General features: G+C 34.2%; 13 protein-coding genes. 1 reads left to right on the plus strand and 12 read right to left on the minus strand.

Annotation, left to right across the window (positions count from 1 at the left end; translation table 11 throughout):
• Positions 1 to 136: 136 nt before the first annotated feature.
• The gene (locus AAYQ05_RS12330; protein ID WP_343543666.1) at positions 137 to 1,087 is read left to right on the plus strand and encodes a bifunctional helix-turn-helix transcriptional regulator/GNAT family N-acetyltransferase; all 951 of its coding nucleotides are present in this window, start codon (positions 137 to 139) and stop codon (positions 1,085 to 1,087) included.
• 76 nt (positions 1,088 to 1,163) lie between these two features.
• Here AAYQ05_RS12330 and AAYQ05_RS12335 read toward each other — a convergent pair whose 3' ends face one another.
• From AAYQ05_RS12335 to AAYQ05_RS12390, 12 genes are all read right to left on the minus strand, one after another.
• The gene (locus AAYQ05_RS12335) at positions 1,164 to 2,363 is read right to left on the minus strand and encodes an NAD(P)/FAD-dependent oxidoreductase (protein ID WP_343543668.1); all 1,200 of its coding nucleotides are present in this window, start codon (positions 2,361 to 2,363) and stop codon (positions 1,164 to 1,166) included.
• A 6-nt stretch (positions 2,364 to 2,369) separates the two neighbouring features.
• The gene (locus AAYQ05_RS12340) at positions 2,370 to 2,873 is read right to left on the minus strand and encodes a low affinity iron permease family protein (protein WP_343543670.1); all 504 of its coding nucleotides are present in this window, start codon (positions 2,871 to 2,873) and stop codon (positions 2,370 to 2,372) included.
• On the minus strand, positions 2,873 to 5,695 hold the full coding sequence (locus tag AAYQ05_RS12345; protein ID WP_343543672.1) for an AsmA family protein: 2,823 nt from the start codon (positions 5,693 to 5,695) through the stop codon (positions 2,873 to 2,875). The genes AAYQ05_RS12340 and AAYQ05_RS12345 overlap by 1 nt, the downstream gene beginning before the upstream one ends.
• A 137-nt stretch (positions 5,696 to 5,832) precedes the next feature.
• Positions 5,833 to 6,660 carry an MlaD family protein gene (locus AAYQ05_RS12350; protein WP_343543674.1) on the minus strand — a complete coding sequence of 276 codons (828 nt, stop codon included), beginning with the start codon at positions 6,658 to 6,660 and terminating at the stop codon, positions 5,833 to 5,835.
• Between the two features lie 22 nt (positions 6,661 to 6,682).
• Positions 6,683 to 7,459: an ABC transporter ATP-binding protein gene (locus AAYQ05_RS12355; protein ID WP_445709715.1), complete on the minus strand. Its 777-nt coding sequence runs from the start codon at positions 7,457 to 7,459 to the stop codon at positions 6,683 to 6,685.
• Positions 7,460 to 7,463: 4 nt separating this feature from the next.
• Positions 7,464 to 8,222 carry an MlaE family ABC transporter permease gene (locus AAYQ05_RS12360; protein ID WP_343543678.1) on the minus strand — a complete coding sequence of 253 codons (759 nt, stop codon included), beginning with the start codon at positions 8,220 to 8,222 and terminating at the stop codon, positions 7,464 to 7,466.
• 266 nt (positions 8,223 to 8,488) lie between these two features.
• On the minus strand, positions 8,489 to 10,759 hold the full coding sequence (locus AAYQ05_RS12365; protein ID WP_343543679.1) for a glycosyltransferase: 2,271 nt from the start codon (positions 10,757 to 10,759) through the stop codon (positions 8,489 to 8,491).
• The gene (locus AAYQ05_RS12370) at positions 10,743 to 11,798 is read right to left on the minus strand and encodes a glycoside hydrolase family 130 protein (RefSeq protein WP_343543681.1); all 1,056 of its coding nucleotides are present in this window, start codon (positions 11,796 to 11,798) and stop codon (positions 10,743 to 10,745) included. Before AAYQ05_RS12370 ends, AAYQ05_RS12365 begins: the two co-directional genes overlap by 17 nt.
• A 224-nt stretch (positions 11,799 to 12,022) precedes the next feature.
• Entirely contained in the window at positions 12,023 to 12,490 is a 468-nt protein-coding gene (locus tag AAYQ05_RS12375; RefSeq protein ID WP_281633093.1) for a DUF1440 domain-containing protein, read from the minus strand.
• A 24-nt stretch (positions 12,491 to 12,514) separates the two neighbouring features.
• On the minus strand, positions 12,515 to 13,024 hold the full coding sequence (locus AAYQ05_RS12380; RefSeq protein ID WP_343543682.1) for a DinB family protein: 510 nt from the start codon (positions 13,022 to 13,024) through the stop codon (positions 12,515 to 12,517).
• A gap of 173 nt (positions 13,025 to 13,197) precedes the next feature.
• Positions 13,198 to 13,410, minus strand: a complete 213-nt coding sequence (locus AAYQ05_RS12385) for a hypothetical protein (protein ID WP_343543683.1) — start codon at positions 13,408 to 13,410, stop codon at positions 13,198 to 13,200.
• A 13-nt stretch (positions 13,411 to 13,423) separates the two neighbouring features.
• Positions 13,424 to 13,804, minus strand: coding sequence for a DoxX family protein (locus tag AAYQ05_RS12390; RefSeq protein WP_281633090.1), 381 nt, complete (start codon positions 13,802 to 13,804; stop codon positions 13,424 to 13,426).
• Positions 13,805 to 14,143: the final 339 nt, after the last annotated feature.

Genomic DNA, 14,143 nt, shown 5'->3' on the forward strand with positions numbered 1-14,143 from the left:
TAAAGCACATTATATACACATTAAGGTTCTAAGATTCTATAGTTTTCAAAAAAAACTTAGAATCTTAGAACCTTAGTTTCTTAGTATAAAAAAAAATTATACATTTGTATAACTGGTTATATAATTAATTATTGTTATGGAATTTTTTAATAAAGTTGGAAAAGCGGCCTTAGGAAGTCGTTTACGTTTAATGACTGCTGTTGTTACAGACGATGCTGCGAAAATTTATGAATTGTATGGTGTTGAATTTGTGCCGAAATGGTTTCCTGTGTTTTATACGTTAGCGGAGGAACGCGAAATTACAATTACCGAAATCGCTAATGAAATTGGGCATTCTCAGCCTTCTGTGAGTAAAATTATTCAAGAAATGATTGGCGCTGGGCTGGTTGAAGAAACTGAAAAAACAGAAGATAAAAGAAAGAATAATGTCGTTCTTACTGAAAAAGGAAGTTTGATTTCTAAAAATATCAAACAGCAATTGGAAGATATCGATGTTGCAATTGATGAAATAATTGCAGAAAGCAAACATAATCTATGGGCAGCATTAGAAGAATGGGAATTTTTACTGGAGCAAAAATCTCTGATTAAAAGAGTTCGTGAACAAAAGAAAAAGAGAGAAAGTAAAGACGTAGAAATTGTGGAGTATAAAGCAGAATATCAGCAAGCTTTTAGGGAATTGAATGTAGAATGGATCTCGAAATATTTTGAAATGGAAGAAGCCGATTATAAAGCGCTGGATAATCCTGAAGATTATATTTTGAAAAAAGGCGGAAAAATTCTAGTGGCTTTATATCAAAATGAACCTGTCGGTGTTTGTGCTTTGATTAAAATGAATAATTCGGAATACGATTTTGAAATGGCAAAAATGGCTGTTTCGCCAAAAGCGCAAGGAAAAAGCATTGGCTGGCTTTTAGGAAAAGCAATTGCGGAGAAAGCAAAAGAACTCGGAGCAAAAAAAATATATTTAGAAAGCAATACTATCTTAAAACCTGCCATAAATTTATATTATAAATTAGGTTTCGAGAAAGTTTTCGGTCTTGAAACTCCGTACAAAAGATGTAATATTCAGATGGAGTTGGTGCTCTAAGTTGCTAAGTTTCTGAGTTGCTAAGTTTCTAAGTTTTTTTCTCAGAAACTTAGAATCTTAGCAACTTAGTATCTTTCTAACGCCCAAACCTATAATACTCCAAATCTGTATTTTTTTTGTTATGAAGAGAATCCAGGATTGAGTTAATTCCGAGGACACTGAAGGTGATTCCGTTTCCTCCGAAACCTAGAATATAATGTTCGTTTTTCCTCGGATTTGGTTTGCCAAAGTAGGGAAGACCGTCTTTGGTTTCTCCAAAAGTGCCTGCCCAGGAGTAATCGATTTTAAAATCCAGATCGGGAAAGCGTTTGTAAAATTGTTTTAATAGATATTGCTCTTTTTTAGGCAGCAGTTTATCACGTTTATTGGTGTCTTTAAAATCTTCATCTCCGCCACCCATTATGATGCGATTATCTTCGGTTGTTCTTATGTAATGATATGGAGAAGCGGTATCCCAAAATATAGCGTGTTTAAAATTTTCAGGAAGATCAGGCTGACTTTCAGAAGCAATAACGTAAGTGCTTTTTAAATCGACTACTTTTTCTTTTAAAGTTTCTGTGCTTTCGTAACCCGTGCAATGAATAATATGATCGGCTGTAATGACGTGTTTGGAACCTGTAGTGGCAATAATTTTGCCTTTTTGATGCTGTATGGAAGCAATATTAGTGCGGTCAAAAATCTGCATTCCTTTTTCATGACAATGAAACAAAAGGTCGGTCGCCAATTTAAACGGATCCATAACTGCTGCGGTTTTAGATTCTATACCCGCAATGGCATTCAGTCCCATTTTTTGAAGTTCTGATCGGCTGAGCCAGCTGATCTCAAAACCATGTTGTTTTCTGGCTTTAAATTCGTTTTTTAAATACGGAACATCTTTTTTTAACGTGGTAAAATAGATGCTTTTTTTGAATTCAAAACCGCAATCACAGCCTACTTCATCAATAATATTTCGAAGATCAAAAATTGCTTTTTTTCCATTTTGATAACTGTCTACCGCACATCTTGCTCCTCGAAGTTTGATGAGCTGATGTAAAGGAACATCAATTTCATATTGCAGTAAAGCCGTACTGCCCGAAGTGCTTCCGCCGCAGACATCCCGACGGTCTACAAGAACAATTTTTTTTCCTTCATTTAATAATTTATAAGCCGTTAAGGCACCTGTAATGCCACCGCCGATAATTAAAACATCGGTATGGATATCAGAATTAATAGAAGGATAACTTTGCTTCTGGGCATTTTTTAATGGCCAATAGGTTTCGGTAGAACTTAGTTTCATTTCTGGTTATTTTTTAGTGCTGTTTTTGGAAGTCCTTTTCGGTTTATTTGGTTTTATTTTTTTCTCCATTTTACGATTATGAAGCTCTTGTGCTTCAGCTATAGAATGTGAGGTTTTAATGTTTTGGTCTTTTTTGGCAAGTTCACTCAATCGATGATAGTATTTCTGAATGATGATCATTTCTTCTTCGGTCATGCTTTCAATATCCACAAGACTATTGCTGGATAATTCATTTGAAGCCACGAGTTCGTTTAATTTTAACTGGATGGCAAGTGAGTCTTTGTTTTGTGCTTTCTGAATTAAAAACACCATTAAAAAAGTAATAATTGTAGTGCCTGTATTAATGACCAGCTGCCAGGTTTCTGAATAATCGAAAACAGGACCCAAAACAGCCCAAAGCACCACAAGAATAAATGCACCAATAAAAGCGGGCGTGCTTCCTGCAGCTTTGGAAACTTTTGTGGCAAACTTTTCGAATGCGCTGCTATTATGCTGAGATTTAGAATTCATTATTTTTTTGTTTTGGATTTGCTTACTTTTTCTTCTCGAATAACTTTATTGTTTTTTTCATCATAAACAGCCGGATCAATTTCTTGTCCTGTTTTACTGAATATTTTGATTTTTGGAGCTTCATGCGTTCCAGTAATTACAATTGGAAAACCTATAATTCCGAAAAGCGGAAGACCTAAACGCATTCTTAGATCCAGAAGTCCGTCAAAGCTTGTAGTTCCTTTAATAGTCGGTCTGAAACTGGCGACATTAAAGGTAAATGGCTCAATATGTATAAGATTTTTATCAATAGTCGATTTAATTTCAATTCCTTTCATATCAGGATTATTCAAACCGCTTTGTCCCGTTTTAGAACTGATTCCGTCAAAAAGTTTCAGTCCTTTAATTTTAACATCACGTAAATTAATCGTTCCTCCACCTTGCATAGATTCATAAATTGGTCCCATATTTCCGTTCAAATCGCCTTTTACATTGTAATCAACAGAGATTACTCCATGCGCTTTTTCGGCTGCAGTAACCATATCATGAAACATTGGAATCTCTTTGTAAGCTCTCTGAACATCAAAGTCTTTTGCTGTAAAATGAGCATCAAAATGTGCAGAAGTAGGAGACTCGTCTTTGTACAATGCATTAATGCCTAAAACACACCCAATGATATTAAAGGTAATATTTTCTAAGTAAAATCCTTCTTTTTTTATTCCGATTTTTCCATTCAGTTTGTTAAAAATCAATTTATTGTACTCGATTTTGTCAGCATTTGCATTTAAAGTGACATTTAAGTTTTCTGGAATTATGACAACGCCACTCATTTTTGGATGGTCTTCTTTGGCATATTCTACTTCAATATTTCGATCGTTGTTTTCACCTTCTTTAAGCGCCATAAATTCGTCAACATTAATCAGTTTTGATTTTAGGTTGAAGTTACCGCTCAAAGTCCCTTTAGATTCTAAGAAATAATTGATGGTATTGAGCAAATAACCGTTAATGTCAAAATCTGATTTTCCGTAGGAAGCGTTAAACTTCTCAAACCACATTTTTTCATTTTGAAAACGGAAATGTCCTTCTTTAATAAAGAAAGCTTTCGGGAACAATTCGGAAGTTGCTTTTATGTTTTTTAGCAATAAAGTCCCTTTATTATCGAGTTTATCATATTGGCCAGTTGTGGCGTAACTTTGTTTTCCTTTTAAAGAAAGATCAGCTTTGGCATAACCTGTTAAATCCAAACCTTTTTGAGAAAAAACCTGATAGATTCGACCAACATTCAATTCGCCTTTAATTTTGGCGTTATAAGCCAGATCGCTAAAATCGGATAAAGTAGCATTGACATACACTGGATTTCCTTCAAAAGTGAAAGAAGCAGGTGCTACCGCAACAATCAAATCCTGATAAGTTCCTGCTTTATTTAGCATATTGGCTATAAAAGTGATATTGGTAATAGGATTTGGGTAATATTTCGTTTTCAGCCATCCGTTTCTTAAAGAAATACCGCCAATCGTTTTAGGAAATAATTTTTTAGAAGTGCTAAAAACTCCTCGAGCCTGAATATCGGTTTTTAGAATTCCTTTCAAATCAATATTTTCCAACCCTAATGCGGCGTCAACAATAGCAAGATCCAATGCACCTTTTACGCTTGCATTTATCGACATTTCGCTTAAACCTTTGCTGTGCAGATAAGCATTAAAATAATCTTTGTCGCCTACTTTAAATTTCAAGGTTCTCAAATTAACCAGCAATTGTTCGGTGTCGAGAGACGGAAGCATCGCATTCAAATCCATTTGAAAATCGGTTAAAGGAACTGGCGCATTTTTATAATTTACCGAACCTTCATTAATTTTTAAATTGAAAGCCAAGTTTGGTTTTTGTTTTTTCGAAACATTATAATCTCCTTTGAAAGTAAGCAGTAAATCGCTTCTTCCGGAGATTTCAGTTTTTTCAAGCCACGTTAAATATTCGGGTGGCATTACAGAAAGTAAATCTTTTACCGTTGTATTTTCTGAAGCTGCTTTAATGTTGATTTTGTAGCCTTCACGTAAGATGGTAAAAAGTCCAGTAAATTTTAAAGGCAGTTTATTAATATGAAGTTCGTTTTTCTGCAGAATAAAAGTAAGCGCATGAGTATTGATGCGGGTAATTAAATCGGCACTCACTTTTTTTCGTCTTAAATAACCAGTTCGGTCATAATAGAAATCAAGATTATCAATTTTGGCATCTGTTGCGAGATCAAAAATATCATCGCTCAAATTCCCTTTTCCAATATAATTAAAGCCTTTTGCATCGACGAGAATCTTTGCAGAACGATCATTATATTTTACATGACAATTTTGTAAATCTATACGTTCTAGTCTGATTGCTGTTCCTTCTTCTGGAGCATTCGGATCTTCTTTTTTGTTTCGATCCTCGGGTGCTACGTAAATATTATAATTCGCCTGACCCTTTTCATTGACCATTACATTGATTAAAGCATCTGAAACATATAGTTTATTGATTTTAACTTCATTGTCAAAAAGCAGCCTTTTGATATCAATTCCAAAAGCAACTTGATCTGCTTTTAATAAAGTATCATTGCTGAATGGCTTAGATCCCGTTAAAGACAAATCGTCTAGCGAAACGGTTAGTGAAGGAAAATGCGTGAAAAATGAAAGTTTAGATTTAGTAAATTCCAATTTGGTATCCAGACGCTCATTGGCAATTTTCTTCACTTCCGAAGCAATTTTCCCAGGAAATAGCAGCGGAATAATAAACAGCAAAAATAAAATCACCGCAATCGTGATTCCAGTAATTTTTAAAACTTTTATGGCGGTATGTTTAAATGTACTAGGCATATACTTTTTAATTGTGAATTGTGAGTTGTGAATTGTGATATGCTGGATTTGGATTTTTTCTAATGCTTGTTTTTTGACTTCGCTCAGGAGAACATCAAATGAAAATTGGAATTTGAAATTTGAGATTTAACACATAATTACTTTTTCTCAGTTTCAGCTTTTTTAGCTTCTTCCTGTTTTTGCTGTTCCTCTTTCTTTTGGTCGTCTTGCTTCTCTTTTTTTGCTTCTTTCTTCTCTTCCTTCTCTTTTTTAGCTTCTTCTTGTTTCTCTTTTCTTTCCTCTTGCTTTTCCTTTTTCTCTTTTTCTTTTTTCTTGAAGTAGCCTCTAAATAGGAAATTGCTTTTTGCAGCTTCCATGTTCTCACTGAAACCTTTTGTTCCCGTTTCTAGATTAGAAAGCGTATTGGAAACGCTGTTTGCCATTTTATCATCTTTAACCAATCTTGCCAAAGCACCGTTTCCGTTGTTCATGCTGTGGCTGAAAATGGCTATTTCGTCTGAAATCACACCAATATTATCAACGCTTTTTTTCACGCTTTTCATGATATCATGCATTTCAATTCCGTCAACAGAAGCAATCTGTCCGTTGTCTTCAATCTCTTTTTTAGACTTGACGCCTGGCGAAATGGTCAGCACTTTATCTCCCATTAAACCATCTGAACCAATACTAGCTGTTGCATCGGTTTTAATGAATTTTCGAACTTCTTCTTTCATTACCAAAACTACCACGACGGTTGAGTCATTTTTTAGCTGAATTTGTTCGACTGTTCCCACATTAATTCCGGAGAAACGAACATTATTTCCGACTTCTAAACCGCTTACTGTTTTAAACTGAGAAGTAATATGAAACGTTGAACCAAAGAGGTTTTGTTGTTTTCCGATAAAATATACCGCCAGTATAAAAAGCAGTAACCCTATCGTTACAAACATTCCTAATTTCCAAGTATATCCAGATTGCTTTTCCATGATTTCCATTATTTATTTTGCTTTATTCAAAAAATGAGCGAACCCATTCGTCTTCGTCTTTTTCTAATTCTTCGTATGTACCTTCGGCGTGAATTACACCATCTTTTAAAACCACAATTCGATCGGCCGTCATTTTTGCACAAGCCATATCGTGCGTGATAATGATCGAAGAGGTTTTTTGTTTGTGTTTGATATCTAAAATCAATTCACTGATTTCTCTTGACGTTATCGTATCCAAACCTGTTGTAGGTTCGTCGTAGAGAATAATTTCAGGTTTTAAGATTAGCGTGCGCGCCAGACCAATTCTTTTTTTCATTCCTCCAGAAAGCTCAGAAGGCATTTTGTCAATGGCGTCGGCAAGTCCTACATTTTCTAATGCTTCCATTACTTCATTTTCGACTTCGTCAGCACTTAAATCACGTTTGTGTTTAGTCAAGGTAAAAGCGAGATTTTCTCTAACGGACATCGAATCGTAAAGTGCTCCACTTTGGAACAAAAATCCGATTCGGACTCTAATTTCATTCAGCTCGCTTTTTGAAATATTAAGAACGTTTTCATTAAAAACTTTGATTTCTCCTTTGTCTGGTTCAATCAATCCAACGATACATTTTATCGTGACCGATTTTCCAGAGCCTGAACGCCCTAAAACCACCAAATCTTCGCCTTTATTCAAAGTGAGATTTACGCCTTTTAAAACGGCATTATCTTTTCCAAAAGTTTTGTGCAGATCTTTAATCTCAATAATCGGAGTTAGATCTTTTTCTTTTGTTTTAGGTTCTTTATGTAATTTTTCCTTCATCATTTTAAAAGAATAAATCGGTTATTTGAACAGCGACCATATCAATTATAAAAATGCTTAATGATGCTGTAACTACTGCAGAATTTGCTGCTCGTCCTACACTTTCTGTTCCGTTAGAAGCATTAAAACCTTTGAAACAGCCAATAATTCCGATAAAAAATCCAAAGAAGAAAGTTTTAAGAGTGGCAGGAAGAAGGTCTAAATATTCTAAAGATTGGACGATTTGAGTTAAAAACCTGTAAAAATTGACATCTCCATGAATGTTTATGCCGACGTAGCCACCAATAATTCCGATAGCATCTGCAAAAAACACTAAAATTGGAACCATCAGAGTGCAGGCTAGAACTCTAGTTACAACCAAATAGTTATACGGATTTATAGCTGAAACTTCCATGGCATCAATCTGTTCGGTTACTTTCATTGATCCTAATTCGGCACCAATTCCTGAAGAAATTTTTCCTGCACAAATCAATGCAGTGATTACAGGAGCAATTTCTCTAATCAGCGAAAGCGCCACCATTCCCGGAAGCCACGATTCTGCTCCAAATTTTACTAAAGTCGGACGAGATTGAAGCGTAAGCACCAAGCCCATAATAAAACCGGTAATAGCAACCAAAGGCAGAGATTTATATCCTATAACATAACATTGTTTTAGGAACTCTCGAGTTTCGTAAGGCGGAACAAAAACCTCCTTAAAAAACCTTTTGGCGAATATTGTGGTTTCTCCAATTTCGGCGAATGTATTTTTAATAGCAAGGATCAAAATGTTCTGGTTTTAAGGTGAATGATGTGAATTGAAAATCAATTATTTAACAGTTTTTTCAAATCATTAAATGATATAGGAAAGTTAGCTCAATACTTGTTAAAATATATTACACAACTTTTTATGAGCCTTATATAATTTTCATAAACTCACAATAATTAAAACAGTTTGACGTTAGTGACCGCAAACAAAAAATCCCTTTCATTAAGAAAGGGATTTTCAGGGTTTAAAAAAGTGAAGTATTTGGTTAGCTTCAATATCTTTTCTTATAAATTTATGGCGATGCCGCTTCGTGATTTCATTAACGGAATAACGCGTGATTGTGACAGTGCTAGTTTTTCCATTAATAATCTTGCAGTCAAATAACAAACGGTAGATTCTGCACCTTGATTTAAGTTTACATTATGTTTCTCAAGTCCGTCGTAACCACCGCCACTTACTGGATTATACATAATTTGGTTCAAATGATTTTTACCTAAAAACCAGTTAAAAGCAGCTCTCATTTTCTTTTTGTATTCTGGAGTTTTGAATGCATTGTAAAACGCATTTAAACTCTGAATTGTATAGGTAACATCTATTGGCTGTTCGCCGTATTCATGTGGCTCAGAACCTTTATGATGCCAGCTTTGATTTGAAATAGCCTTAAACGTTCCTTCTTTAAAAGTTTTAGAAATTAGGAAATCTAACGAATCTAATGCTACTTTTTTGTAGACCGGTTTATTGGTAATTAAATAAGCATAAAGCATAGATTCTGGCAAAATGCTGTTTCCGTAAGTTAGATAATTTTCAAACCATTGCCAGTCTTCTGTTGCCGTATCTTCGTAGTTGGCCAGTAATTTTGCATTTAGTTTATTAATAATTGCTGCAACATACAAATTCGGAATGGTTGAATGGTATAGATACAAACCTTTTGTAGCAAAACCAATTGAACGTGGCGACTGAATATTTTCGGCCCATTTTAGGGTGTTCAATAAACATCTTGTGGCTTTTTTGGTAATCGCTTCAGGCAGAATGTCAGACATTGAAACAACAGTTCCTAACGCCCAAATGGCTCTGGCATTAGAATCTTCTAAATTTACTTCGGCATTTTGCTCAATATGTTCGCGGTTTTCCTGATCGACATAATTGATAAAATCTCCTTTTGGTTTCTGGCAACGCTGAATAAAATCTAAATAGATTAAAATATATGCTAGATCATCTTTGTCCTGAGTTAGTTTATAATGCATGCAAAACGCAATTAAAGCTCTTGCATTATCATCTAAAGTATATCCTGAATCTAAATCTGGAATAGAAATTTTACTAAACTGAATAATTCCTAATTCGGTAGTTAGTTTTTTGATATGTTTTAATTGAATAGGAGGATAGCTGTATTTAATTTCGGATGGATTTTTAATGAGTTTTTGATAGGTATTCATTTGAGTAATTCCAACATTTTCCCATGAAGAAGCTCTCATTTTTGTAAAAGAACTAATTCCCATTTCATGTCTTAAATTTTCATCTTCGATTAATTTAATGGCTGCTTCCGCAAATTGATCGGAATTTCCAATATCACACAAAATTCCAGAATCTGAAGTTAATACTTCTCTGGTATGCGGAATTTTAGAGGCTACAATTGGGCACGCGCAACTCATAGCATAAGCAAAAGTGCCGCTCACTGCCTGATTTGGATCTTTTGAAGTAAACATGTAAATATCTGTCGCTTTTAGATATTCTAAAAGTTCATCGGTATCTAAATATTGATTGATAAAACGAACATTGTCTTGAACGTTTAATTCTTTGACGATACCTTGTAATTTGTCACGATAAGCATCAACACCATCTTTGATTAAGTTTGGGTGCGTTTTACCAATAATTAGATATAAAGCATTTGGCGCTTTTTCGATAATTTTTGGCAGAGCCTGTAAGCCTGTCTCTATATTTTTACCTTCGCCCAAAAGTCCGAAAGTAGAAAGCACTAATCGATCTTCAATGTTTAATTTTTCTTTTGCTTGTTTTGGAGTTTCATATATTACAATGTGGGTTCCATGAGGCACGCAAGTAATTATTTCTTCATTGATGTCGTAGTCGTTAATTAGAATTTCTTTGGATTTATTAGTCATTACAAAAACCGAATTGCTGTAGCTTAACAGCAGTCTCACAAAAGTTCTCAATTCGTCATTCGGATTTGGAATTACGCTATGAAAAGTAAAAGTGACAGGGGCTTTAATAACATTTAAAAAATCTAAAAGATGATCTCCATAATTTCCTGAAAACAAACCAAATTCATGCTGAATATGAACTAATTTGACAGTTTCATCATTATTGATTTCTTCTGCTACTTTAGCATATTCTGCTCTATTTTTTGTGTTTAAGGTAAAAGCTTGCGTTGGTTCTTCAATAGGCTCTGTAACCAATTCGCATATTTCACATTTTATAGATTTACCATAAACATCTGTAATTCCTTTGATGGTATCTTGCGTATAAGTTGCTATGCCGCATTGCGTTGGCGGAAAAGTTGATAAAAAAACGATTTTTGATTTATTAGATATTGTCTTCATGAGGATTCTTTTTTAGCTCGGTTAATAACTCGCTCAGGTTCAAAGATGCCACCGCAATCTTGTCATCGGCAGCGCCATAATTAATATATAGTTGGCCGTCAAAAATGGCAGTTCCTGTTGGGAAAACTACGTAATTGACATAACCATGTCTTTCATAATATTCGGATGGAGTAATAATGGGTTTTGGCAATCTTCCAATTACTTTTTTTGGGTCTTCTAAATCCAGCAAAACAGCGGCAGCGTGATAAACCAAACCTTTTACTCTTTTTTCGGCAGCATGATAAATTAAAAGCCATCCGTCTGCCGTTTCGATCGGAGGAGCCCCTGGACCAATATGACTGGTTTCATGATCATATTTTGGTTCCATTACAATATGATCTGGAAGATTCTTTAAATACTCTTTCCAAAACTCTTCTGTTAATTCTGATTTCTTTTCAAAAGAAACTATCTGAATAGAGGGAAACAAACGGTGCAGCACAACAAATTTCCCATTTATTTTCTTCGGAAAAAGAACTACATTTTTATCCCATACATACAAATGCTCTTTCATTGTTTCCGTTAGCGGATAATTTCTTTCTGTATTAAACGCCAATATTCTTGCAATGCTGGGGTTTTGTAAATGCTTTCTAATAAGATTGGTGAATTCGTTTAGAATAAATCTCGGTGTAATAATTCCTTTCTTTTTGAACTTTACCAAATCCTTAGAAACAGCCAAAGCTCCGCAAGCATTAAGACCATCGTAAGTGACATAAGTCATATAATACAGATCGTCTATTTTAGTAATTCTTGGATCTTCGACTCCATGAATTTCATAAATATATTCTGGAAGAAAAATCGGATTTGAACGTCTTTCTACCAAAGTTGTCGGTCCTTCAAAACGACAATAACCAATAGTAGAGAAGTTTCCTTTTTTTGCCGCTCTGTAAAACATGTGTACATTATTTCCTTCTTGATAAATCGCTGGATTTAAGACGCCTAATTCCTCAAAAGTTCGATCTGTTTTTTCTAAAATGACGCCATGTTTCTTAGCTTCTTCCATTATGCGTATAAATTTTATTTAAAATTACTTTGAGATAGAAGCGACGATTAATGCAATCCATTAAAAAATTAACTCAAAAGCATAAACATGGTAATTCTGTAAGGCTCTTAAATAATAGTGAAAGAGGCGTGTAGTTTGTATTTTTTTAGGTTCAAAGGATGATAGTTATATAGGCTCAAAGATTTTCTTTGTACCTCTGAAACTCTGAACCTTTGTCCCTTTTTCTAATACCATTTTGCATAATATTTCCGAGTAATAAATGCTATCGGAATTCCGACACAGCAGATTACAATCAATATGGAAAGCAAAAGCGGAAAATCTAATTTTTTTTCTGGTAGAACCGGAAATACAATAGGTAGAACCACGAGGTTCATTACAACCCAAATAAAGAAACCATAGGAGACTCCCGAGAGCAAAGTGTTTATTTTGAAAAAAGGGATATAAGGGAAAATCTTAAAATAAAACCAAGCAAAAATAAAAGCAATTAGAAAATGAAGTCCCAAACCTGCAAAAGTCATTTCTGCTCCGCCTGTGTATGCTTCTTTTTTAAAAATTCCGCTTGCTATAGACTGCAAAATTTTTTCGGCTGTTGTTTTATGAAGTATTACAGCATAAACCACAATAGCAGCAGTGATGTCTAATGTTCCTGCAACTAAACCCGATGAAACAATGGTTCTAACTTTTGATCTCATAAAAATAGTTTTGATTATACTGATCTATTGTTTTTTCATATACTCGTAAATTGATTGCAGTTGGCGTGTATGTCTCTGTGTATGCACAATGGCAAAATGAAGCCATTCGTAAATGGTAAAATGATCAAATCCTGGTACTTTCGTATCCATGCATACAAGCGTCAAATCGTAAGTTTCTGCGGCTTCAAATAAATCATTTTGTATTTTTTTGACAGAAGCCAGCAGCGTACCTTTTTCATAGTCGATAGCAGGAGGTTTTATGTTTTCAGGTGATTGATATTTGGTAGTATAATCTAAAAATATAGCGTCTAGTCCTTTTACGTTTTCGTCAGGTTCTCTAGTGGTTTTCTCGGTTTTTCCTGCAAAAAGCATTGTCAAACCTGAGCACGCGAGAATTATATGCTGTACCGTTTGTCCTGCTGTCCAGCTTCCTTCAAAAGGAACAATATTGATTTCTTCTTTTGAAAAAGAGGAAATTAAATCACCTAGTTTACTGTAGGTTTCTAGTATGGTATTTTGAATAGCGCTTTTCATTTTTTTTAATTTTAAAAATTAAAAATTCGATTGTATACCGATTGGTTTTAAAACCTCAGTACATTAAATCTGTGAAATTAAATTTATAGAATTAGGGGAAAATGATACTCCTTCAAATATACAATAAAAAATATTAAAATGCTATAAATCAAATATTTGTATATTGTTAATTTTTATGGAAGGACTTCGCAGAAATAGCCGTGCGAATTTAAAATGGAGATAATTTTTGTATTCGAAATGGAGGGTGCATGAATTCGAAGAATTTTGTCGCAATCTTCTAAATCGAAGTTGATCGAACTATTTGGAAAATGCTCAAGAAGATTCTCAATGATAACTTGGCATTGAGATTCTTCCTGAACATTTGTTTTAAAAACTTCAATAATCATAAAGTTTTGATTTTTAGAGTGCTATGTTTTTATAACGCTGTATTCTATGATATGTTACATACGATACAATTAAAACTGCAAAAACGATTAAAGGAAAGAAGCCCTGAAAACCAATTCCGTCAACTGCAAAATGGCTTATTGATGCAAAAATAAAATCGAATGCAAATCCGGCATAAGCCCATTCTTTGATTCGTCCAGGGACTTGCGGAATGATTAGAGCTAAAACGCCAAGGATTTTAAATACAACTAATGCATTTCCGAAATATTCGGGATAGCCAAGGTGTCTGATTCCTTCTTTTGCTAGTTCACTCTGAGAAGTTAATGCCGGCATAACGCCTTCAAATAAAAAAATAAGAATTGTAGTAATCCAGAAAATGATTTTGGTTGTTTTCATGGGGTATTTGTTTTTAAGTAGTTATTAGTTAATGTATTACAAATATACTATTCTTGTTTTTTTACAAAATACCTATTTATGACTATTTTGGGGGCATTTGGGACAAGATTCTGATTTTAGATTTTAGAATGTAGATTTTAGATTGAAAATAGTTCCCGCAGATTTGGCAGATTGAGCAGATTAGATTTTTAAGCAAGTGATAAATAATCTGCTCAATCTGCCAAATCTGCGGGAAACAAATCCTTTAATCTTTTTTAATCTGTGGCTTAAAAATAAAATTTTGCGACTTCGCTCCCGATAACTATGAGGATTGCGAGAGAATTAATTGGAATTTGGAAT

Origin of the sequence: Flavobacterium movens (assembly GCF_039581425.1) — a bacterium.
Classification (GTDB): Bacteria; Bacteroidota; Bacteroidia; order Flavobacteriales; family Flavobacteriaceae; genus Flavobacterium; species Flavobacterium luteolum.

Excerpts from the sequence above, each read along its gene's own strand:
- AAYQ05_RS12330 (WP_343543666.1), top strand. The coding sequence starts at position 137 with ATGGAATTTTTTAATAAAGTTGGAAAAGCGGCCTTAGGAAGTCGTTTA.
- AAYQ05_RS12335 (WP_343543668.1), bottom strand. The coding sequence starts at position 2,363 with ATGAAACTAAGTTCTACCGAAACCTATTGGCCATTAAAAAATGCCCAG.
- AAYQ05_RS12340 (WP_343543670.1), bottom strand. The coding sequence starts at position 2,873 with ATGAATTCTAAATCTCAGCATAATAGCAGCGCATTCGAAAAGTTTGCC.
- AAYQ05_RS12345 (WP_343543672.1), bottom strand. The coding sequence starts at position 5,695 with ATGCCTAGTACATTTAAACATACCGCCATAAAAGTTTTAAAAATTACT.
- AAYQ05_RS12350 (WP_343543674.1), bottom strand. The coding sequence starts at position 6,660 with ATGGAAAAGCAATCTGGATATACTTGGAAATTAGGAATGTTTGTAACG.
- AAYQ05_RS12355 (WP_445709715.1), bottom strand. The coding sequence starts at position 7,459 with ATGAAGGAAAAATTACATAAAGAACCTAAAACAAAAGAAAAAGATCTA.
- AAYQ05_RS12365 (WP_343543679.1), bottom strand. The coding sequence starts at position 10,759 with ATGAAGACAATATCTAATAAATCAAAAATCGTTTTTTTATCAACTTTT.
- AAYQ05_RS12370 (WP_343543681.1), bottom strand. The coding sequence starts at position 11,798 with ATGGAAGAAGCTAAGAAACATGGCGTCATTTTAGAAAAAACAGATCGA.
- AAYQ05_RS12375 (WP_281633093.1), bottom strand. The coding sequence starts at position 12,490 with ATGAGATCAAAAGTTAGAACCATTGTTTCATCGGGTTTAGTTGCAGGA.
- AAYQ05_RS12380 (WP_343543682.1), bottom strand. The coding sequence starts at position 13,024 with ATGAAAAGCGCTATTCAAAATACCATACTAGAAACCTACAGTAAACTA.
- AAYQ05_RS12385 (WP_343543683.1), bottom strand. The coding sequence starts at position 13,410 with ATGATTATTGAAGTTTTTAAAACAAATGTTCAGGAAGAATCTCAATGC.
- AAYQ05_RS12390 (WP_281633090.1), bottom strand. The coding sequence starts at position 13,804 with ATGAAAACAACCAAAATCATTTTCTGGATTACTACAATTCTTATTTTT.